At 59.1% G+C, this 19,923-nt stretch carries 20 protein-coding genes; 7 read left to right on the plus strand and 13 right to left on the minus strand.

Annotation, left to right across the window (positions count from 1 at the left end; all coding sequences use genetic code 11):
• Positions 1–73: 73 nt before the first annotated feature.
• From ACR0B0_RS06220 to bcoG, 4 genes are read right to left on the minus strand one after another with little or no spacing between them, the layout of a single operon-like run.
• On the minus strand, positions 74–832 hold the full coding sequence (locus ACR0B0_RS06220) for an SDR family oxidoreductase (RefSeq protein ID WP_170396033.1): 759 nt from the start codon (positions 830–832) through the stop codon (positions 74–76).
• Positions 829–2,295, minus strand: coding sequence for a carnitine 3-dehydrogenase (locus tag ACR0B0_RS06225; RefSeq protein ID WP_480646918.1), 1,467 nt, complete (start codon positions 2,293–2,295; stop codon positions 829–831). Before ACR0B0_RS06225 ends, ACR0B0_RS06220 begins: the two co-directional genes overlap by 4 nt.
• Positions 2,292–2,639 (minus strand): hypothetical protein, encoded by a 348-nt coding sequence (locus ACR0B0_RS06230; RefSeq protein WP_480646920.1) that lies wholly within the window; start codon positions 2,637–2,639, stop codon positions 2,292–2,294. The genes ACR0B0_RS06225 and ACR0B0_RS06230 overlap by 4 nt, the downstream gene beginning before the upstream one ends.
• The gene (bcoG, locus tag ACR0B0_RS06235; RefSeq protein ID WP_170348935.1) at positions 2,636–3,553 is read right to left on the minus strand and encodes a 3-dehydrocarnitine:acetyl-CoA trimethylamine transferase BcoG; all 918 of its coding nucleotides are present in this window, start codon (positions 3,551–3,553) and stop codon (positions 2,636–2,638) included. The genes ACR0B0_RS06230 and bcoG overlap by 4 nt, the downstream gene beginning before the upstream one ends.
• A 132-nt stretch (positions 3,554–3,685) precedes the next feature.
• Between bcoG and ACR0B0_RS06240 the strand changes: the two genes are divergently transcribed.
• Complete coding sequence (locus tag ACR0B0_RS06240) at positions 3,686–4,672, plus strand: GlxA family transcriptional regulator (RefSeq protein ID WP_480646922.1); 987 nt, start codon at positions 3,686–3,688, stop codon at positions 4,670–4,672.
• A gap of 69 nt (positions 4,673–4,741) precedes the next feature.
• On the opposite strand, the gene ACR0B0_RS06245 is transcribed toward ACR0B0_RS06240, so the two are convergent.
• The 3 genes from ACR0B0_RS06245 to ACR0B0_RS06255 are packed head-to-tail and all read right to left on the minus strand — an operon-like array spanning position 4,742 to position 7,753.
• Positions 4,742–5,788 (minus strand): aldo/keto reductase, encoded by a 1,047-nt coding sequence (locus tag ACR0B0_RS06245; RefSeq protein WP_480646924.1) that lies wholly within the window; start codon positions 5,786–5,788, stop codon positions 4,742–4,744.
• A gap of 35 nt (positions 5,789–5,823) precedes the next feature.
• Positions 5,824–6,282: a DNA polymerase III subunit chi gene (locus ACR0B0_RS06250; protein ID WP_480646926.1), complete on the minus strand. Its 459-nt coding sequence runs from the start codon at positions 6,280–6,282 to the stop codon at positions 5,824–5,826.
• A gap of 4 nt (positions 6,283–6,286) precedes the next feature.
• Positions 6,287–7,753: a leucyl aminopeptidase gene (locus ACR0B0_RS06255; protein WP_480646928.1), complete on the minus strand. Its 1,467-nt coding sequence runs from the start codon at positions 7,751–7,753 to the stop codon at positions 6,287–6,289.
• A 240-nt stretch (positions 7,754–7,993) separates the two neighbouring features.
• On the opposite strand from ACR0B0_RS06255, the gene lptG reads away from it, so the two are divergent.
• From lptG to rsmA, 5 genes are all read left to right on the plus strand, one after another.
• Positions 7,994–9,094 carry an LPS export ABC transporter permease LptG gene (gene lptG, locus ACR0B0_RS06260; RefSeq protein WP_170348940.1) on the plus strand — a complete coding sequence of 367 codons (1,101 nt, stop codon included), beginning with the start codon at positions 7,994–7,996 and terminating at the stop codon, positions 9,092–9,094.
• A complete protein-coding gene (locus ACR0B0_RS06265) occupies positions 9,094–11,256 on the plus strand; it encodes an LPS-assembly protein LptD (protein WP_170348941.1) in 2,163 nt (720 codons plus the stop codon). The genes lptG and ACR0B0_RS06265 overlap by 1 nt, the downstream gene beginning before the upstream one ends.
• Entirely contained in the window at positions 11,247–12,500 is a 1,254-nt protein-coding gene (locus tag ACR0B0_RS06270; RefSeq protein WP_480646930.1) for a peptidylprolyl isomerase, read from the plus strand. Before ACR0B0_RS06265 ends, ACR0B0_RS06270 begins: the two co-directional genes overlap by 10 nt.
• Positions 12,497–13,462 (plus strand): 4-hydroxythreonine-4-phosphate dehydrogenase PdxA, encoded by a 966-nt coding sequence (pdxA, locus tag ACR0B0_RS06275; protein ID WP_170533039.1) that lies wholly within the window; start codon positions 12,497–12,499, stop codon positions 13,460–13,462. Before ACR0B0_RS06270 ends, pdxA begins: the two co-directional genes overlap by 4 nt.
• Before the next feature lie 73 nt (positions 13,463–13,535).
• Positions 13,536–14,378: a 16S rRNA (adenine(1518)-N(6)/adenine(1519)-N(6))-dimethyltransferase RsmA gene (gene rsmA, locus ACR0B0_RS06280; protein WP_170348944.1), complete on the plus strand. Its 843-nt coding sequence runs from the start codon at positions 13,536–13,538 to the stop codon at positions 14,376–14,378.
• A 57-nt stretch (positions 14,379–14,435) separates the two neighbouring features.
• Here the strand turns inward: rsmA and ACR0B0_RS06285 are convergent, their stop codons facing one another.
• From ACR0B0_RS06285 to prfA, 3 genes are all read right to left on the minus strand, one after another.
• Positions 14,436–15,026: a DUF4167 domain-containing protein gene (locus ACR0B0_RS06285; protein WP_170348945.1), complete on the minus strand. Its 591-nt coding sequence runs from the start codon at positions 15,024–15,026 to the stop codon at positions 14,436–14,438.
• A gap of 243 nt (positions 15,027–15,269) precedes the next feature.
• Complete coding sequence (prmC, locus tag ACR0B0_RS06290) at positions 15,270–16,112, minus strand: peptide chain release factor N(5)-glutamine methyltransferase (RefSeq protein WP_480646933.1); 843 nt, start codon at positions 16,110–16,112, stop codon at positions 15,270–15,272.
• Entirely contained in the window at positions 16,109–17,164 is a 1,056-nt protein-coding gene (gene prfA / locus ACR0B0_RS06295) for a peptide chain release factor 1 (protein ID WP_170348947.1), read from the minus strand. The genes prmC and prfA overlap by 4 nt, the downstream gene beginning before the upstream one ends.
• 62 nt (positions 17,165–17,226) lie before the next feature.
• On the opposite strand from prfA, the gene ACR0B0_RS06300 reads away from it, so the two are divergent.
• Positions 17,227–17,529 carry a hypothetical protein gene (locus ACR0B0_RS06300; RefSeq protein ID WP_170348948.1) on the plus strand — a complete coding sequence of 101 codons (303 nt, stop codon included), beginning with the start codon at positions 17,227–17,229 and terminating at the stop codon, positions 17,527–17,529.
• Here ACR0B0_RS06300 and ACR0B0_RS06305 read toward each other — a convergent pair.
• From ACR0B0_RS06305 to speB (ACR0B0_RS06315), 3 genes are all read right to left on the minus strand, one after another.
• Positions 17,455–17,859, minus strand: coding sequence for a DUF1499 domain-containing protein (locus tag ACR0B0_RS06305; RefSeq protein ID WP_170348949.1), 405 nt, complete (start codon positions 17,857–17,859; stop codon positions 17,455–17,457). The genes ACR0B0_RS06300 and ACR0B0_RS06305 overlap by 75 nt on opposite strands.
• Before the next feature lie 63 nt (positions 17,860–17,922).
• Complete coding sequence (gene speB / locus ACR0B0_RS06310; protein ID WP_170348950.1) at positions 17,923–18,870, minus strand: agmatinase; 948 nt, start codon at positions 18,868–18,870, stop codon at positions 17,923–17,925.
• Between the two features lie 77 nt (positions 18,871–18,947).
• Positions 18,948–19,916, minus strand: coding sequence for an agmatinase (gene speB, locus ACR0B0_RS06315; RefSeq protein ID WP_170348951.1), 969 nt, complete (start codon positions 19,914–19,916; stop codon positions 18,948–18,950).
• Between the last annotated feature and the right edge of the window lie 7 nt (positions 19,917–19,923).

Genomic DNA, 19,923 nt, shown 5'->3' on the forward strand with positions numbered 1-19,923 from the left:
CCCTGCCCCAAGCCGATTACCAATGCCCTTATTGCGCCAGGGCATTGGGGTTCTGTGTGTTTTCTAAACCGAGTTAGATTTTCGGATCTGGATTCACCGTGTGCCCATCCACGGCAATAACCTGCCCCGAAACAAGCCGCGCCGCATCCGAGGCGAGGAACACGGCCATGTTTGCGATATCGTGACCTTCAACAAAGCGCCCCATCGAGGTACCCGAGGCATACCCCGCATAGACCTGATCGCGGGTCATACCTTTTGCGGCCGCTTCGCGCGCCAGCACACCCTCCATCCGTGGGCCTTCAACCGCTCCAGGACAAATCGCATTTGCGCGAATACCGTGGGGGCCAAGTTCCATCGCAAGGGTTTTCATCAGGCCAATCACCGCCCATTTCGCCGCTGCATATGGCGCGCGGTACGGGTACCCGTATTGACCAGCAGTTGACGACGTCAGGGTGATGCTGCCCGCCTGCGCGGTCTTCATCAAAGGGACTGCATGTTTCACGGCCAGAAAAGCGCCCTCGAGGTTGACCGAAACGCAGGACCGCCAATCTGCCAACCCGATATCCTCGATCGCGTTTGTCGGTCCTGCCGTGCCTGCATTGGCGCACAGCGCATCCAATCCACCTTCGGCTGCGATATCCTGAAAAACGGCGCTCATATCGGACTCACTTGCGGCATCTGCGCGACGAGCCTCCCAGTGATCCGGCACCGTATTCAAAGCAGCCTCGTCAATATCCGTGATCCAAACACCATAGCCTGCATCATCAAATGCTTCGGCCATGGCACGGCCAACGCCCGAGGCGCCAGCCGTAATCAGAACCCGCCGGGTCATGCGGGTTTCCGGATCGCGGCCCCCGCGCCTTCGGGGTAGGGTAACCCTGCCTGCGCCTCGGCGATCCGCGTCATGGCGGCCTCGATTTCCGGCGACGGTGCGCTGGGGCGACGAGATTCAAGGCTGACATGCAGCAGGAAGCTTTCGCCCGTGGCCAGCAGCTTGTCTCCCTCATACATGCTGTGGAACACGTGCAATTTCTTGCCCTGCCCCAACAGCATCTGCGTGCGCACTTCGATCTTGGCGCCTGCGTGTGCTTCGTCGACATAGCGGATGTGGTTTTCAGCGGTGAAATAGCTGCCGCCCGAGGTTATGTAATCCGCGTCGCAGCCGATGATCTCCATGAACCGGTCGGTCGCGGCAGCGAAGGCTTCCAGATACCGCGCCTCGTTCATGTGGCCGTTGTAGTCGGTCCAATCCAGCGGTACGGCGCGCGACAATGTCAGAATAGGCTGACTTATGTCCGCCTGTTCCAGCGTCGGCAACGCGCCGGGTTTCAACAGCGCGTCATGCTGGTTCAGCACCGCGCCTGCTCCATAATTCTGTGCTTTGAGCGCGCGCATCATACCCACAAGGTTGTTGTCGCGAATGCGCTCCAACTCGCGGATCGAGTGCATGCCCGACTGCGAGTCCGACTGATCCGCGATCAGGTCGACCAGTTCATCGGTAAAGTCCGGCACGTCCATCAGCTTGGTCCACGGCCATTTCAACGCTGGCCCGAACTGAGCCATGAAGTGCCGCATCCCGGCCTCACCTCCGGCCACGCGATAGGTTTCAAACAGGCCCATCTGCGCCCAGCGAATACCAAAGCCCATGCGGATGGCCTCGTCGATCTCTTCGGTCGTGGCGATGCCGTCCTTGACTAACCACAATGCCTCGCGCCAAACGGCTTCAAGAAATCGGTCAGCGATATGCGCGTCGATTTCTTTTTTGATGTGCAGCGGGAAAAACCCGACGGACTTCAGCAGTTCTTGTGCCTTGGCAACCATCTCGGCCGAGTTTTTGCCGGTTGGGACCAGCTCAATCAACGGCAGCAGATAGACCGGGTTGAACGGGTGCGTCACCACGATCTGCTCGGGCCTCAACGCGCCCTCCTGCAATTCGGACGGTTTGAAGCCGCTGGTCGAGGACCCAATGATCGCATCTGGATCACAAGCCTCCTGCAACCCCTTGTAGACCTTCAGTTTCAGGTTCAGCCGTTCAGGCACGCTTTCCTGTATCCAGGCGGCACCCTGCACGGCCTCCGCCATATCTTCGTAGAACGTCAGAGATCCCTCGGACGGCAATGGCACATCGCTCAGCCCCGGCAAGGAGCGGCGCGCATTATCCAGAACCTCACCAATCTTACGCTCGGCCTCGGGGTCCGGGTCGAACACCCGGACGTTCCAGCCGTTCAGTAGAAATCTTGCGGCCCATCCGCCGCCGATGACGCCGCCGCCAATGATCGCTGCTGTTTTTGTCATTGTTCCTCACTACATTCCAAAGTGCCGAAGATCCCTCCGACAGCGTCACGTATTGTGAATTTCGATTTGCCCAACTGTTCCATTTCCCAAGTCTCGTTTAGCAAGACTTCACCTTCATCTTCGCAAACCACGTCAAGAACATAGGTCGCCGAAAGTGGTTGTACGCTGTTCACGCGACATCCACCCAGGCTGTGCCGATGTATCCAAAATGGCACCGAAAAGACGTTTTCCTTCAATTGTGCACACAGCCCCGTCTGGATCGCCAAATATTCATCGACAGCATCAGGAGTTTCCGCACTCAGTGGCCCGGCACAAATCAAGCACACCAACCAGAACGGCTTCACTTCGCCACTGGCGCCCGTTTCACCAGACCCAATTTCTCGCGCACTTCCTGCGCACCGATCACCCGCGCGCCCATGTTCTCGATAATGGTTCCGGCGCGTTCGACTAGTTGCCAATTCTCGGCCAGCACGCCTTTGTCCAGCCACAGGTTATCCTCAAGCCCGACGCGCACGTTGCCGCCCGCCAATACAGCCGCCGCGGCATAAGCCATCTGATTGCGGCCCAGAGCAAACGCGCTGAACGTCCAGTCATCCGGCACGTTGTTGACCATCGCCATGAAGGTGTTCAAGTCATCCGGCGCGCCCCACGGCACGCCCATGCAAAGTTGCACCAAAGCCGGGCTGTCCAGAACACCGTCCTTCACCAGCTGCTTAGCGTACCACAGATGGCCGGTGTCAAAGGCTTCGATCTCGGGCTTCACGCCCAAATGTGTCATCATCCGACCCATCGCCTGCAGCATGCCCGGCGTGTTGGTCATGACGTAATCGGCTTCGGCAAAGTTCATGGTGCCGCAGTCCAGCGTGCAGATCTCCGGCAGGCATTCCGCAACATGTTCGACCCGCGCGGCTGCACCGATCATATCAGTCCCGTCCTCGCGCAGCGGCAGCGGAGATTCGCTTGGGCCAAACACCATGTCCCCACCCATCCCGGCGGTCAGGTTCAGAACGACGTCAACCTCAGCCTCGCGAATGCGGTCCGTGACTTCGCGATACAGGTCCAGACGGCGGCTGGGTACACCGGTTTCAGGGTCGCGTACATGGCAATGCACCACCGCCGCCCCGGCCTTGGCTGCGGCAATCGCACTGTCGGCGATTTGCTTGGGTGAGCGCGGCACATGTGGGCTGCGATCCTGTGTCCCTCCCGAGCCGGTAACGGCGCAAGTGATGAAGACTTCGCGGTTCATTTCCAGAGGCATTGTGTTTTCCCCAAGTTATACCCGGTTTTGCCGTGAGTTTTCCCCAGGCTTCTCCACGGATTCCGATTTGCGTTCACCCCCGACTCTGACGCAGCCTTGTGGAAACACTTGCCAGAATGCGAATCGAACTTGATGAAATCCGCAAAAAACATACTCCAACCCGAACATCGTGCCCTGAAAACGGCTGTGCTGGTTCTGGACGAATGCAACACGCTCAGCTTCGCCTCGGCCGTTGATCCAATGCGGGCTGCCAACCGTCTGGCGGATCGTCCCGCTTTCGACTGGGATTATGTGACGGCAACGGCGGAACCTGCAATGTTGACCAGCGCACTGAACGTACCGGGTGTTCCGCTGGCACGGTTGCAAAGCTGCGATCTGATGATCGTTGTCGCGGGGTTCCAACTGGCCCGACACGCCACACCCAGTTTGCTGGCCGGACTGCGCCGTATTGCGGGCACTGGTGCCACCATGGCGGGCATCGACGGAGGCCCCTGGTTGTTGGCCGAGGCTGGCCTGCTGGATGGACACGCCGCCACAACCCACTGGGAAGACTTGGACAATTTCGCCGCCCGCTTCCCCGATGTTGATGTGCGCCCCGACCGGTTCACCGTATCCGGAAATCGCCTGACTTCAGGTGGCGCTATCCCAGCGGTCGAAATGATGCTGCACATTATCGCTGCCCGCCACGGTGCCGGTTTTGCTGCCCGCGTCTCGGGTCTTTTCCTGTACGACGGTGCGCCCGAGCCCACAAAACCGCAAAGCCGGACCGGTGCCCCACACCGCCATACGGCGCTGACGGCCAAGGCGAACACCTTGATGGAATCTTCGCTCGACGAGCCGCTGCCACTGGCGGACATCGCCGAAACCCTCGGCACCAGCCCCCGCACTCTGCAGCAGCAATTTCGCCTGCGCCTGAACACAACGCCGCAAGACCACTATCTGCAGTTACGCTTGGCCGAGGCCCGCCGCCTGGTTACCGACACCGACATGCCGCTGATGGATGTGGCCCTGGCTACGGGGTTCGCCTCACAATCCAGCTTTGCACGTGCTTTCCGCACCGCTCATGGCCTCTCGGCCCGTGACCTGCGGCAGGAACGTATCCAGCCTACTCATCACTGACGGGATCTTCTTCATCTGGCTAAAAATATCTCGGGGGAGTCGCGCATGGCGCGGCGGGGGCAGAGCCCCCTAAAAGGGCATCGGATGCGTTCGGTGCGCCTGACCGATTTCTGCCACGACCTCATCGGACAGCCGCAAGTCCTTACCGACCAGGATATGCTCCAGCTGTGCCACCGAGGTCGCGCCGAAAATAGCCGACATCATGAACGGCCGCGTCCGACACCAGGCCAGTGCCATATGCACCGGGTCCAACCCATGCCGCTCAGCAATCTCCAGATAAGCCGCCACGGCACCAAACACGCGTGGACCGGTGCGCCCGCCCATCTCGGGCACCAGCGACATACGTGATCCGACGGGCACCGCATCACCCTGATACTTGCCGGTCAGAAATCCCGCCCCCAAGGGAGAAAAGGCCATCAAGCCCACATCTTCATGCACACTGAGTTCCGCCATATCCGTATCGAAGTGCCGGCATAGAATCGAATACTCATTCTGAACCGAGGCCACACGCGGCGCGCCCATCTGCTCGGCAATCCGCAGCCATTGCGCCGTACCCCAAGCGCTTTCGTTGGACAGTCCAAAGGCGCGGATATTACCCTTGTCGACCTGCACTTGCAGGGCCTCAAGGCAATCCTGCATGTTGTCCAATACTTCGTTGGTGTTGTGCCCCGAAGGTGCGTAATTCCAGTTTTGCCGGAACATGTAACTGCCGCGGTTCGGCCAGTGAAACTGATAGAGATCAATGCAATCCGTGTGCAGCCGCCGCAGTGAGCCTTCGATCGCTTCGGGGATCGTCTTTCCCGAAATCTGCGCGCCATCGCGGGCGTGGGCGAACCCTGCCCCCGAGTGTTTGGTTGCCAGTACGTAATCTGCACGACGGGACGGGTTGGCAGCGTTCCAGCTGCCCAGAATCTCTTCGGTCCGACCGACGGTTTCCCTTGCGATCGGGTTCACCGGATACATCTCGGCCGTATCAACGAAATTAATCCCAGCTGCCAGCGCCATATCCAACTGCTTGTGACCATCCGCCTCGGACGTCTGTGTGCCAAAGGTCATCGTACCCAGACATAAGTCTGTCACCGAAATTCCCGTGCGGCCTAATGGTCTTGTTTCCATCTGTCAGTCTCCGGAAAGCTATTAAACTCAGCCTCTTACGCCTCGGCCTTCTTCTCCCACCGGCCCGATTCCTCGGACCAGTATTGCGCCGAACAACCCGCGCTAGTTAGTGCTTTCCACTGGCCGCGCGCCTGCTGGACAGCCATATCATCATTGCCATCGAACAGGATGCAGACACGCTCCAGCGAAGCCACCTCGTCGGCGTTTACCGGCGCGCCGTCCACGGCCATGACACAGGTCGGTTCATTGGCTGCCTCTGGCCCGGTCGTCAGCAAAACAGGCTGCACCGCGTCATGCGGGCCACCTTCGCGCCCATGTGGCAGGAACCCGTCCTCGGGCCCCAGCCACAGCTTTTCATCCAGCCAGTCCATCCGTGCCGGATCTGTGCCCCGCACGGCAATCTTCCACCCAGCCTGCCGCGCCTTGTCCAGCAGCGCCGGCAAGGTGTGTTCCAAGGGCTGACGGGTCAGGTGGTAGAAATAGACGGCCCCCATACGATTACTCGAAGTTATCCTGCACCAAACGGCTGAGCGCGCGAACGCCCCAGCCGGTTGCCCCTTTGGGCGCATAGGATGTTTCCGACGACACCGAGGCCACACCCGCAATATCAAGGTGAATCCAAGGCGTTTCTTCTTTCACAAAACGCTGCAGGAATTGCGCCGCTGTGATCGAGCCTGCCGGGCGACCGCCGACATTTTTCATATCAGCAATGCGCGACTTCAACTGTTTGTCGTACCCTTCGCCCAGCGGCAAGCGCCACGCGCCTTCATCCTCGGCCTTGGCCGATTTCAGGAAGGCATCGCAGAACGTGTCATTGTTGGAAAATACACCGGCATTCTCGTGGCCCAGACCAATGATCACCGCGCCGGTCAGCGTGGCCAGATCGATCATGCCCACCGGTTGGAACCGCTCTTGCGTGTACCACATCACATCGCACAGAACCAAACGCCCTTCGGCGTCGGTGTTGATGATCTCAACCGTGTCGCCCTTCATCGACTTGACCACATCGCCCGGACGGCTGGCATTGCCGGACGGCATGTTTTCGACCAGTCCGACCAGACCGACCACGTTGGCCTTGGCCTTGCGCTTAGCCAACGCACGCATGGTGCCAGCAACAACGCCGGCACCGCCCATATCCATGGTCATGTCTTCCATGCCGCCTGCGGGCTTCAGCGAGATACCACCGGTGTCGAACACGACACCCTTACCCACCAGAGCCAGTGGCGCGTCGTCCTTGTCACCGCCGTTCCACTGCATCACCACAACCTTCGAGGGGCTGACCGAACCCTGCCCGACGCTCAGCAGCGTACGCATGCCCAACTCGGCCAGTGTGTCCTCTTCCAGAACCTCAACCTCAAGGCCCAGCTCCGCCATCTCGGCCAAACGGTCGGCGAATTCAGTGGTGGTCAGGACGTTTGCAGGCTCGTTGGTCAGATCACGGGTCATCCGCACCCCATCGGCCACGGCGTATTGTGGGGCAAAGGCGGCTTCGACCTCGTCGGGTTTCTGGTGACTGATGGTGACGGTGCCAACCTCTTCCGCCTCTTTGGTCTTGTGCGCGTCGAAATCATAGGTGCGCAGCACGATGCCCATAGTCAGATCTTCGGTCCGGACCTGATTGCCTGCCATCACCAGCACGTCCTTGCCCCCTGCCAGCTTGGCCAGCGCCGCGCCCGCCTTGCGGGCCTCGGCCGGATCAGGACGGCGGGGCAAGATCACGATATCCAGCGCCTCGGCCGCCATTCCACCAGGCCAAGCCATCGAGATCACATCGCCTGTCTTTACCTTTTCAAACCGGGGACTTTCCACCAGACGCGCCACCGCGCCACGGGTCAGACGGTTGGCCCGGCGCACCGCGGGGCTCATCTTGCCGTCCGATGGGATGATTACCGCCACCCGGCCTTCGGCTTGCGCCATTGCATCCGTATCAAAGGGCTGAAACCGGATCGGGACAAGACTGCTCATTGCGAACTCCTCAAAAACTGTTCCCCAAGACCTAGCCCGCACCACGCGGCTTGACCAGATAGCAGTTTTCCCCGCGTGCCAATTGCATTACAGTCGCGGAAAAATTCCGGCAGGATCGGGGGAGAACGAATTGGCGAGACAGGGCAGGCATATGCCGTTGCGCATCCGCGCAGGCGAAGGTGATTCTGGCCTTTTCGGTGCCGATTTCACCTGCTGCCGGATCAAGGCGGAGGCACAATCGTGATCCTCGACCGCTATTTCGCCCGCCGGTTCATGCAGAGCTTTCTGGTCATTGGCGGCATTTTTCTAACGTTGCTGATTCTAATCGATCTGGTCGAACAAGCCCGTCGGTTCAACTCAGAGGGGCTGTCCTTTGGCACGCTGCTGCACCTGACCTTGCTGAACTCACCCGCAGCGATCAGCGAGATGTTGCCCTTGCTGGTTATCCTTGCCACCATTGCATTGTTCATCGGCTTGGCGCGCAATTCCGAACTGGTGGTGACACGCGCCATCGGGCGGTCCGGTATCCGGGCGCTGCTGGCTCCGGTCACGTTGGCATTGATCATTGGGACCCTCGCGGTGGCCTTGCTGAACCCGATCACCGCCGCCACGTCCGAGGAGTACCGACGCCTGTCTGATGCCTACAAAGACAAAGGCAACTCGGCGCTGTCGATCACCAGCGAGGGGCTTTGGTTGCGGCAGGGTTCGGAAAATGGGCAATCGGTCATCCACGCGCGAGGCACCACAAATGCGGATGCGTTGGAACTAACCGGCGTAACGATCGTTACATTTTCGCCGGATGGTAAACCAACACAGCAAATCAATGCCAATCGGGCACAGCTGTCGAACGGGTCTTGGATATTGCACAATGCCAAGATCTGGTCTCTGGCGGATGATATGAACCCCGAGGCGACGGCTCAAACACATCAGCGCATCGAAATTCCCACCACGCTGACGCGCCAGCGCATTCTGGACACGCTGGGCCAGCAGGATTCCGTATCCGTCTACGACTTGCCACAGCTTATCCGTGATCTCCGCGAAGCCGGATTTTCCACCAAGCAATATGAGGTCTGGTTGCAGGTTCAACTTGCGCGGCCGCTCTTTCTGGTGGCCATGGTGATGATCGGCGCGGCCTTTACCATGCGCCATGTCCGTTTTGGTGGCACCGGTATCGCGGTTCTGTCCGCAGTGCTTTTGGGATTCTCAATCTACTTCGTTCGCAACTTTGCCCAAATACTCGGAGAAAACGGTCAATTGCCAATCTTCGTCGCAGCCTGGGCTCCGCCCTTTGCAGCCATTCTTCTTTCCCTTGGCCTTCTTCTCCATGCGGAGGACGGCTGATGCGGCTCATATCAAGTCTTTTGCTGTCCGGCGCTGTGGCTCTGGCAATGCCAACAGGTGCCGCCGCCCAGACCCAATCAGCCCCTGGCCCGGCGCAGGACACCCAGCAAGAGGACCAGCCCGCCCTGCTGGTGGCTGACGAAATCTTCATCACACCCGAACGCGTGCTGGTGGCTGAAGGCAATGTCGAAGCTTTTCAGGGTGACATCAAAATCACCGCTGACCGCATCACCTATGACCGCGATACCGGCGCGCTTACGCTGGAGGGGCCAATCCGTATCGATCAGGCCGGTGATACGACAATCCTGGCGGACTCGGCCGAACTGGATGACGGTATTCAGAATGGCCTGCTGATCGGCGCGCGGATGGTGTTCGACCAGCAGGTGCAGATTGCTTCGGTTCAGGCCACGCGCGCGGCGGGCAGGTATACGCAGTTCAGCAAGGTTTCGGCCACCTCGTGCCATGTCTGCGCGAATGGCAAACCGCCGATCTGGCAGATCCGCGCCCGCAAGGTCACGCATGATCAACTGGAACGGCAACTCTATTTTGAAGGGGCGCAGCTTCGGGTGCTGGATGTGCCAGTGTTCTATTTCCCCTATCTGCGACTGCCGGACCCGACGCTAGAGCGGGCCACCGGGTTCTTGGTACCGTCGATCCGAACCACCTCGCAGTTGGGCACTGGCGTCCAGGTGCCGTATTTCATCAAGCTGGGTGACCACAAGGATCTGACACTGACGCCCTATGTCTCGTCCAAGACCAATACACTTGGGTTTCGCTATCGACAGGCCTTTAAAAGGGGGCGCATCCAGCTTGAGGGTGCCTATACCCGCGATGATCTGCAGCCGGGTGAGGATCGCGGATACTTGTTTGCCAATGGCTGGTTCAACCTGAACGACGGTTATCGGTTCCTTTTCAACATCAGAACAACGTCAGACGATGCTTATCTGGCCGATTATGGCCTGCCAGATCTGGATCGGCTGCGTAGCGAAGTTGCGCTGGAACGGATCAAACGCGACACGGCGTTCCGTACCAGTTTCACCCACTATAAAACCCTGCGCGATAGCGAGGAACAGGACGAAATCCCGTCACGGATCTTTGATCTGTATTATGAAAAGCGTCTGTTCCCGACCTCTGTGGGCGGCGAGGTTCGGTTGGGCTTTGTTACTCACGCGCATGAACGTACCAGTGACGAGGATATCGTCGGACGGGACGTTGCTCGTGCCACTTTTGATGCAGAATGGCTGCGCGACTGGACTTTTGCGTCGGGCCTTAGGGCTGAGGTGCGGGCCGGTGCGTCGGTTGATGCGTTCAACATTCGTCACGACAGCGATTTTCCCGATAACGTCACGCGCACCACGCCGCGCGCGGCATTGACGCTGCGCTATCCAATGCGCAAGCGCGAGTCATCGGGGGCGACCCAGATATTGGAACCGATTGCCCAGATTGGATGGACCCATGTCTCGGACGATGACGTGCCAAATGACGAAAGCACGTTTCAGGAATTCGATCAGGGTAACTTGTTGTCCCTGTCCCGCTTTCCGGCCCCTGATCGGCGCGAAGACGGCGTGACGGGCGTTGTGGGCCTGAACTGGTCCCGCTATGCAGCCGGCGGCTGGCGGGCTCTTGCCACGATTGGTCAAGTGTACCGCGCGGATGCTGACCCCAGTTTCAACCTGACCTCGGGCTTGCAGGGGACAACCTCAGACTTGCTGCTGGCAGGTCAGATTCAAACCAATAACGGCTGGCGTCTGGCCGGCCGTGGCTTGTTGAACGGAGATTTCAGCTTTTCCAAAGCCGAACTGCGGGTCGGCTGGCAACAGCCGCGGGTCGGCTTCACCGGAAGCTATGGCTGGCAAGAGCCGGACCCGGCTGAAGGTATCGACGACGAGATTTCCGAAGTTCGGTTGACCGGACGTTACCGGGTGGATCAGAACTGGAACACACGGGCCCTGGCGCGCTATGACCTAAGCGAATCCGAACCGATCCGCTATGGGTTGGGGGTGACGTATCAGAATGAATGCGTACAGGTTAACATGAATGTCAGTAGGCGCTTTACTTCATCATCAAGTATTGAGCCTTCGACAGAATTCGGCTTTACCGTAGCCTTGACGGGGTACTCCGTTAACAGTGGCGGCCAACAGTACAAGAGAAGATGCAGTTGATTTCAGGTTTCACTAGTTTCCTCCGCTCCGGTTGGCTTAAACCGGTCGCCCCAATGCTAATCGGGGCTGCGCTGGCTTTGACGTCGCCACAAGCTGGTGCCCAAAGCCTGTTTTCCCCGGCGATCAAAGTCAATCAAGACATCATCACCTGGTACGAGCTGTCACAACGGCAACAATTCCTGACCGCACTGGGCGCCCCTGGTGCATCCGACGCCGAAGTGCGTGATGCATTGATCGACGAAAGGTTGCGCCGCCAGATTATGCGCGAGGCCGGGATCCAGGCCGCCCCCGAAGACATTCAGGTCGGCATAGACGAATTTGCCGCGCGCGGGCAGTTGTCTACAGACCGGTTCTTGCAATTGCTTGCTGATCAGGGTGTTGATCGCGAAACTGTTCGGGATTTCGTGGCTGATCAGGTTGCTTGGCGCGACTATGTCAGTGCACGTTTCCTGTCACAGGCTCGCCCGTCCGAGGAGGAGATCAACCGTGCCCTGGGTCAAACTGACAGCGGTGGCCTGCAGGTGCTGCTGTCCGAAATCATTATCCCAGTGAACCAGCAAACCATTGCCCAGGCTGATCTGCTTGCCCAAGAGATTGCCCAACTGCAGGGGTTTGACTCGTTTTCCGCCGCAGCCACACAATACTCAGCGGCAGCCACCCGCGATAATGGTGGACGACTTGACTGGCTGAGCCTCACCAGCCTGCCGCCAGCACTGCAACCGGTGATCCTGGGTTTGAAGGACGGAGAGATCACACAGCCGCTTTCGTTGCCCAACGCCATTGCGCTGTTCCAGATGCGCGGACTGCGTGAGGTCGCGACCAGCGCGACCAACTATTCCGAGATAGACTACGCGATCTATAATATGGCCGGTGGCCGTAGTGCTGAAACCCTGGCACGGGCGGCCAAACTCAGAGAAGAAATTGACACCTGCGATGACCTCTACGGCATCGCCAAGGACCAACCACCAGAAGTATTGCAACGGATTCAGGCCAGCCCCGGTGAGATTCCGCGTGACGTGGCGCTGGAGCTTGCCAAGCTTGACCTGAATGAGGTGTCCACCACGCTGACCCGCAACAATGGCCAGACCCTGATGTTCCTGATGCTCTGCACCCGCACCCGTGATCTGGGCGAAGAGACTTCGCGAGTGGACGTTGCCAACGCGCTGACGCAACAACGTCTCGAGGCTTTTGCTAACAGCCTTGTGGCACAGCTGCGCGCCGAAGCAAACATTGTCGAGCAATGACATCCCCAATCGCGCTCAGCTGTGGTGACCCGGCCGGAATAGGCCCGGAAATCGCAGCTAAAGCGTGGTCGGACCTTCGCGACACATGTCCCTTCTTCTATATCGGTGATGCAACCCACTTGCCGCCGGGAACGCCGGTTGTTCGCATAACTGACCCGTCCGAATCTGTTAAAATCAGCGCCTCGGCGCTGCCGGTTCTGCAATTGGATTTTCCGGCGCCCAATGTCCCCGGCCAACCCGATCCGGCCAACGCGCCCTCAGTCATCGCCGCTATTGAGCGCGGTGTTTCGCTGGTGCAATCCGGTGCGGCCTCGGCGCTTTGTACCGCGCCGATCCACAAGAAAGCCCTGATCGACGGCGCCAGCTTCGCTTATCCCGGCCATACTGAATTTCTCGCCGCCCTGGCCGGTCGGGACCGGGTGGTCATGATGCTGGCCAGCGCGCAATTGCGCGTGGTGCCAGCAACCATCCATATCGCGCTGTCCCGGGTGCCTTCGGCTCTGACCCCGGACCTGCTGCACGACACCATCGCAATCACCGTCCAAGGACTGCGCAATCAATTCGGTATCGCGCATCCTCGTATTGCCATCGCGGGTCTGAACCCCCATGCCGGTGAAGGCGGGAAGATGGGCCATGAAGAGTTGGACTGGATCGCGCCCCTGATCGCCGACCTCCCTGACGACAGCTATACCGTTACCGGGCCACACCCTGCCGATACGATGTTCCACGCCGCTGCGCGCGCCCGTTATGACGCAGCGATTGCGATGTATCATGATCAAGCACTTATCCCGATCAAAACGCTGGATTTCGATCGCGGGGTCAACGTGACGCTTGGCCTTCCCTTTATCCGCACCTCACCCGATCACGGCACCGCACTGGATATCGCAGGCCAAGGCATCGCCACACCCACCAGCCTGATCGAAGCACTTAAGCTGGCCCAACGCATGGCACAAAGCGCTTGACCCTTCTGTTGGCTGAAAATACCCCAACCAAAGGCAAAATCATCGGCGCACCCCGCGTCACGGCAACCGGATCATGAGTGCAATCGACAATCTCCCTCCACTACGCGAAGTCATCGCGACCCACCAGCTTTCGGCCCGCAAGTCGCTGGGGCAGAATTTTTTGCTGGACCTGAACCTGACGGCCAAGATCGCCCGTCAGGCCGGAGATCTTACGGAATGCGACGTATTGGAAATTGGCCCCGGCCCCGGAGGCCTGACCCGTGGGTTGTTGTCAGAGGGCGCACGCAAGGTCGTGGCGGTGGAAAAAGACACACGCTGCATCGCGGCTCTGAACGATATCGCAGCCGCCTACCCCGGTCGGCTTGAGGTGATCAACGGCGATGCGCTTGAAATCGACCCGCTGGCGCACCTGACTCCACCGATTCGCATCGCAGCCAATCTGCCCTACAATGTCGGCACCGAGTTGCTGGTTCGCTGGTTAACTCCACCGAAATGGCCGCCCTTCTGGCAGAGCTTGACCCTGATGTTCCAGCGTGAGGTGGCCGAGCGTATCGTCGCCCAACCTGGCAGCAAGGCCTATGGCCGCCTCGCCATCCTCGCCCAATGGCGGGCCGAGGCGCGGATCGCCATGTCATTGCCGCCTGGTGCCTTCACCCCTCCACCCAAGGTTTCCAGCGCCGTTGTTCACCTGACCGCCCTGCCCGAGCCGCGTTATCCGGCCGATGCTGCCACACTGTCACGCGTCGTCGCGGCTGCCTTTAACCAGCGCCGGAAAATGCTGCGCGCATCGTTAAAAGGTGTTGCATCGGATATCGAAGACAGGTTGCTCGCAGCTGGTATCCAGCCCACCGAACGGGCCGAACAGGTCCCGCTTGAGGCGTTTTGTGCTTTAGCGCGCGAAGTCAAAAAAAGCTAAGAGTAAAAGAAAAAGCCCCGGATTAATCCAAGGCTTTCGCAATTTCGCAGTCTTTATTTATTCCGCCGCTTCTGGCGCATCCCCATCCGTTTTAGGGGCATCCTCAACCGGTGCAGCCTTGGGCTTGCGCGCACGCGGGCGGCGTGCAGGTTTTTCTTTCTTCTCCGATTTCTCGGGCGCATCGACCACCGGGGCGGCATCTTTGCTTTCCGGGGTCTCGACCAGACCGGATTCGGGGGCGGAAGCTTCGGCTCCGAAATCCATCACGTCGGGTTGCGGTGCCTCGGCGGGATCGGCCTGACGGGCCGCTTCGCGCTCCTGTCGTTCGGCACGTTCCCGGTCGCGCTCGGCCTGACGTTCGCGATTCTGGCGCTCTTGCTCTTCGCGGCGCGCTTCGATTTCGCGCTGCGCTTCGCTGAGCAGACGCAGATAATGCTCGGCGTGCTGCTGAAAGTTCTCAGCTGCCACACGGTCGTTACCTAGCTGGGCGTCGCGCGCCAGCTGGTTGTATTTGTCAATGATCTGCTGGGGCGTGCCGCGCACCTTGCCTTCGGGGCCTGAACTATCGAAAACCCGGTTAACAACGTTGCCGCCAGAGGGGCGATTGCGGTTATTCTTGGCCCGCGAGCGGGATTTAGAAGATCTCATCGTACTTTACGTCAGCCTTGTCATTCGGTGCCGATCAAGTCGCGTCCTGCACTGCTCAATGGCATTAGCCGTCACGCGATGTCGACTTTTTTGGGCTTGGCGTCAGGGGCCCGCTGAAACAGCGTCAACCTCTCCGACTAACTCTGAGTAAGCATGTCCAGCGCCTACAGACAAGAGGTTTGTCCAAAAATTCGCAGCTTTTTTACATTGATCGGCGCATTTCAGCCTCATCTTGCGCCAATTTTACGGCATTCTGGCGACAACAACACGATCTCGACCGTCCAGATCGGGGATAACGCCTGCATCAACTAGCCCAGCCGCTTGGAAAAGGGCTGCAACGGCCTTACCCTGTGTCGGTCCGATTTCAACCAGAATCCGCCCGCCGGGCATCAGAAAATCCGGGGCCGAGGCGGCAATATGGCGGTATGCGCCCAGCCCGTCCCCTTCGTCCGTCAGTGCCATGCGCGGTTCATGTTCACGCACCTCGGGGGACAGGTCCTGCATCTCCTCCAGCGAAATATAGGGCGGGTTTGTAACAATCAGGTCAAAAAACCCTTCGATATTTTCAAACCAATCCGAGCGTAAAATCTCGACCCTGTCCTGCACCTGATGCTGCACCGCATTGGCGCTGGCTTGCAGACAGGCGGATTCGCTTAGATCCGCACCGATACCCGAAGCACTGGTGCGCTCGGCCAGCAGAGTAATCAAGATACAGCCAGAGCCTGTGCCCAAGTCCAGAACATGATCGAACGGTTCGCTTAACGCCGCCTCGACCAGAGTCTCGGTTTCAGGGCGCGGGTCCAGCACATCTCGGCTGACACGGAACCTGCGACCATAAAACTCGCGCTCTCCTAGCAAGTGCGACACCGGCACGCGGATAGCCCGCAGCGAGATCAGGTGATCGTACCGTTCGGCAATCTCGGGTGACAGTTCCTCGGGCGCAATCAACGTGACTCGGCTGGCCTCTATCCGTGCGGCATGGGCCAGCAAAACCCGCGCATCACGTGCCGGATCATCGACTCCAGCAGCGCGCAAGCGGGCGGTGGCGGCAACCATGGCCTGGGCGGCTGTCAACGCAGCGATCATTGTGCCATCTCGGCCAGCAGACGGGCCTGATCGTCAGCGGTCAGCGCGTCGATCACCTCATCCAGATCGCCCTGCATCACCTGATCCAGCTTATAGAGTGTCAGGTTAATGCGGTGATCCGTCATCCGCCCCTGCGGAAAATTATACGTCCTGATCCGCTCGGACCGGTCGCCCGAGCCAACCTGACTGGCGCGATCAGCGGATCGTTCGCTGTCGATCCGTTGGCGTTCAAGATCATACAGGCGCGTTTTCAGGACCTGCATCGCTATTTCACGGTTGCGGTGCTGAGACTTCTCGGAACTCGTCACCACCAGACCGCTGGGCAGGTGTGTGACCCGCACAGCCGAATCCGTCGTGTTAACGTGCTGCCCGCCCGCGCCCGAACTGCGCATCGTGTCGATGCGAATGTCATTGGCGTCGATCTGAATGTCCACATCCTCGGCCTCGGGCAGAACCGCCACTGTGGCTGCCGAGGTATGAATCCGCCCACCGCTTTCGGTTTCGGGTACTCGCTGAACGCGGTGTACACCGGATTCGTATTTCATGCGGGCAAAGACATTGTCGCCCTTGATGTGGGCCACTACCTCTTTAATACCGCCAAGGTCCGAGGCTTGCTCTTCAATGATCTCAAACTGCCAGCCGCGCGCTTCGGCATAGCGTTGATACATGCGCAGCAGATCGCCCGCGAACAACGCAGCCTCATCCCCGCCCGTTCCAGGGCGGATTTCCAACATCGCTGGACGCGCATCGGCCTTGTCCCGCGGCAACAACGCCAGTTGCAGGGCTTGTTCGGCCTGCGGGATACGGGCCTGAAGCTCGGGGATTTCTTCCTCGGCCAGCTCTTTCATATCGGGATCGGCCAGCATCGTTTCAGCCTCGGCCAGATCGGCGACCAGCTGACGCCACGCCATGATTTGATCCACGACCGGCTTCAGATCAGAATACTCCTTGGCCAAGGCCGCAATATCCCCGCCCGAGGCGCCATCTGCCATGGCTGCTTCGAGATACTGGAATCGCTGAGTTATCTGTTCAAGGCGTTCTTCGGGGATCATCCGCGCGGTGTCTCTTAATCCGGCGCTTTGGTCAAGAGCCGTCCCTGTGCTAAGCTGACGCTATGACACGTTTGGCACTTGTTATTTTGTTGTGCGCAGCCCCGGCCATGGCCGATGTCGTCGGTCCCGGAGGCAAGGTACAGGACTGCTATTGCACCGACAAATCCGGAACGCGCATCGAGTTGGGTGAGATGATCTGCCTACAAGTCGACGGCCGCATGTTCACCGCCCAGTGCCAAATGTCCCTGAACGTCCCCATGTGGCGCGAAGTGCAAGAGGGGTGTTTGTCCTCAGGGCTGCAAAGCAGCCAGCCAGCCATCGACTCTGTTTCGGTTTACCCCGAAATCTCGCCGACCGAATCTTAACCGACCGTAGACGCGTAGAGTGTCTCCATCCTGCTGAATCGTGGTGTAATCTGGGAAGCCAAATACTTTACTGCGCGTTATGTAAGTGACCATCCCCTCTCGCACGGATCCCGCCAGCACATAGGTTCGGGGAGTATCTGTCACGATTTCATGCAGACGCGCAAAACGGTCGGGGTCACTTTCGATCACCCTAAACACGCCGCCCGGCATATCGCGATCCGTGTCTCCGACAGGAGCGACGTGCCAACGATTGGGGTCTGATGGGGCTGAGCGAATGGCAGCCATGGCGATCAAGCAGGCAACCAATCCCCAAAAAAACATTCTTTTCATCCCGATCCCATCGCTTTGCAAAACAATATTCGGATCGCTGGTCGTGGCAAGGCGCCACTGCCGCTATCGTGACGTCACGCCAGGTAGAATGCACAACATCTCGAACAGCAGGTTCGCCGCTGTCAGTGCGGTGTTGCCGGTAGCGTCATACGGAGGGGAAACCTCGACCAGATCACAGCCCACCACATTCATACCCGCCAGCGCGTGGATCAGCTGTAAAGCCTGTGGCGTGGTCAGCCCTGCAATCTCGGGTGTGCCGGTGCCTGGGGCGATAGAAGGGTCCAGGCTGTCGATATCGTACGAGATGTAAACCGGATGCTCGCCGATCTCTTTGCGAATCTGGGCACCTGTCACGGTCAGATTTTGCTGCCACAGCTCCCAAGCAGGGAATTGGCGAAAGCCCCAGCCCTTAGCCTCGGTAAAATCCGATGCTGCGTAGCCCGAGCCGCGAATGCCGATCTGAAAGGTTTTATCAGGGACGATCAGCCCCTCTTCGTAGGCGCGGCGGAAAACCGTGCCATGCGTTTCTCTTTCACCAAACATCTCATCATTCACGTCTGCATGGGCATCGACATGGACCAGTGCCACCGGCCCGTGTTTGGCAGCGATTGACCGCAGGATCGGCAGGGTGATCGAGTGATCGCCCCCCATTGCCACTGGCGTCACACCCTGTGCCAGGATGGCATCATAGCTTTCCTTGATGATTTTCAGACTGTCGGCCAACGAGAATGTATTGATCGCAAGATCGCCGATATCCGCGATTTGAAGGCTGTCGAACGGGGCCGCAAACGTGGCCATATTATAGGGCCGGATCATCGCACTTTCGCTGCGGATCTGCTTGGGTCCGAACCGCGTCCCCGACCGCCAAGAGGTGCCAATATCCATCGGGATGCCCAGCACCGCCACGTCCAACCCGGCAAGCGAATCCACCTGCGGCAAGCGCATAAACGTGTTCGGTCCCGAAAACCGCGCCAGATCATTGCCGCTGATGGGTTGGTTATATTCTGTCATTCCCGTCATTCTCCCGTCCGGCCTTTTGGTTAACCAGATATCGGAAAGATGTCTAACCAATGGTTAAGCCTGTTGAATTAATCCGAGACCAGCTTATTCCACCCCAGCAGACAAATGATCTGCGTCGCCACATGCGCGCCCGCAATCGCCGTGGCACCGGACGTATCAAAAGGCGGAGAGACCTCGACCACGTCCCCCCCTTTGATGTTGATGCCGGCAATGTCGCGCAGGATGATCTGCGTTTGTATCGAAGTCAGCCCACCCCAGACGGGCGTGCCGGTGCCGGGGGCGAAGGCCGGGTCCAGACCGTCGATGTCAAAGCTCAGGTAAACGGGGCTGTCGCCCAGAATACCCTTGATCTTTTGCGCCACGGCGGCAGGACCAGATTCATACACCTCGCGCGCGTCTATGATGTTGACGCCCAGCGTGTCCTCATTCGTAGTGCGAATACCCACCTGGACCGAGCGTTTAGGGTCCACGATCCCCGATTTCACCGCCTTGTAAAACATCGTCCCGTGATCGACGCGGGACATGTCGTCATCGGCCCATGTGTCCGTGTGCGCATCGAATTGCAGCAGCGACATTGGCCCGTACTTCTCTGCATAGGCTTTTAGAATCGGAAAGCTGATATAGTGATCTCCGCCCAACGAAACCGAGGCCACGTCGGCCGCCAGAATAGTACGGATATGATCCGTCAACGTATCGGGAAAGGCAGGGATATTGGCGTAGTCATAGGCCATATCTCCGTAATCCACGATTGCCAATTCGCTGAGCGCGTCGAAGGGCCAGCCGTAAGGCGCATCCGGAGATTGCAGCGCGCTGGCCTCGCGAATTGCGCGGGGGCCAAGACGGGTACCAGGGCGGTTGGTCACGGCCTGATCGAACGGCACGCCGGTCACGGCAATATCTACGCCCTTCAGCTCTTTGGTATAGAGCCGCCGCAGGAATGACGTCGCGCCGCCGAACGTGTTTTCGAACGATAACCCTTTGAGGTCCGGATTGGTGAATGCCTCATCCACCTGATTTTTTGCGTCTTCCAGTGCCATGTCTTCC

Source organism: Ruegeria sp. BA12, from assembly GCF_056539625.1.

Coding starts and splice junctions, on each gene's coding strand:
- ACR0B0_RS06250 (WP_480646926.1), bottom strand. CDS start 6,282: ATGGGGGCCGTCTATTTCTACCACCTGACCCGTCAGCCCTTGGAACAC.
- ACR0B0_RS06270 (WP_480646930.1), top strand. CDS start 11,247: ATGCAGTTGATTTCAGGTTTCACTAGTTTCCTCCGCTCCGGTTGGCTT.
- ACR0B0_RS06255 (WP_480646928.1), bottom strand. CDS start 7,753: ATGAGCAGTCTTGTCCCGATCCGGTTTCAGCCCTTTGATACGGATGCA.
- ACR0B0_RS06285 (WP_170348945.1), bottom strand. CDS start 15,026: ATGAGATCTTCTAAATCCCGCTCGCGGGCCAAGAATAACCGCAATCGC.
- prmC (WP_480646933.1), bottom strand. CDS start 16,112: ATGATCGCTGCGTTGACAGCCGCCCAGGCCATGGTTGCCGCCACCGCC.
- ACR0B0_RS06245 (WP_480646924.1), bottom strand. CDS start 5,788: ATGGAAACAAGACCATTAGGCCGCACGGGAATTTCGGTGACAGACTTA.
- ACR0B0_RS06305 (WP_170348949.1), bottom strand. CDS start 17,859: ATGAAAAGAATGTTTTTTTGGGGATTGGTTGCCTGCTTGATCGCCATG.
- pdxA (WP_170533039.1), top strand. CDS start 12,497: ATGACATCCCCAATCGCGCTCAGCTGTGGTGACCCGGCCGGAATAGGC.
- ACR0B0_RS06220 (WP_170396033.1), bottom strand. CDS start 832: ATGACCCGGCGGGTTCTGATTACGGCTGGCGCCTCGGGCGTTGGCCGT.
- ACR0B0_RS06225 (WP_480646918.1), bottom strand. CDS start 2,295: ATGACAAAAACAGCAGCGATCATTGGCGGCGGCGTCATCGGCGGCGGA.
- ACR0B0_RS06265 (WP_170348941.1), top strand. CDS start 9,094: ATGCGGCTCATATCAAGTCTTTTGCTGTCCGGCGCTGTGGCTCTGGCA.
- speB (WP_170348950.1), bottom strand. CDS start 18,870: ATGACAGAATATAACCAACCCATCAGCGGCAATGATCTGGCGCGGTTT.
- prfA (WP_170348947.1), bottom strand. CDS start 17,164: ATGATCCCCGAAGAACGCCTTGAACAGATAACTCAGCGATTCCAGTAT.
- ACR0B0_RS06300 (WP_170348948.1), top strand. CDS start 17,227: ATGACACGTTTGGCACTTGTTATTTTGTTGTGCGCAGCCCCGGCCATG.
- rsmA (WP_170348944.1), top strand. CDS start 13,536: ATGAGTGCAATCGACAATCTCCCTCCACTACGCGAAGTCATCGCGACC.
- speB (WP_170348951.1), bottom strand. CDS start 19,916: ATGGCACTGGAAGACGCAAAAAATCAGGTGGATGAGGCATTCACCAAT.
- bcoG (WP_170348935.1), bottom strand. CDS start 3,553: ATGCCTCTGGAAATGAACCGCGAAGTCTTCATCACTTGCGCCGTTACC.
- ACR0B0_RS06240 (WP_480646922.1), top strand. CDS start 3,686: ATGAAATCCGCAAAAAACATACTCCAACCCGAACATCGTGCCCTGAAA.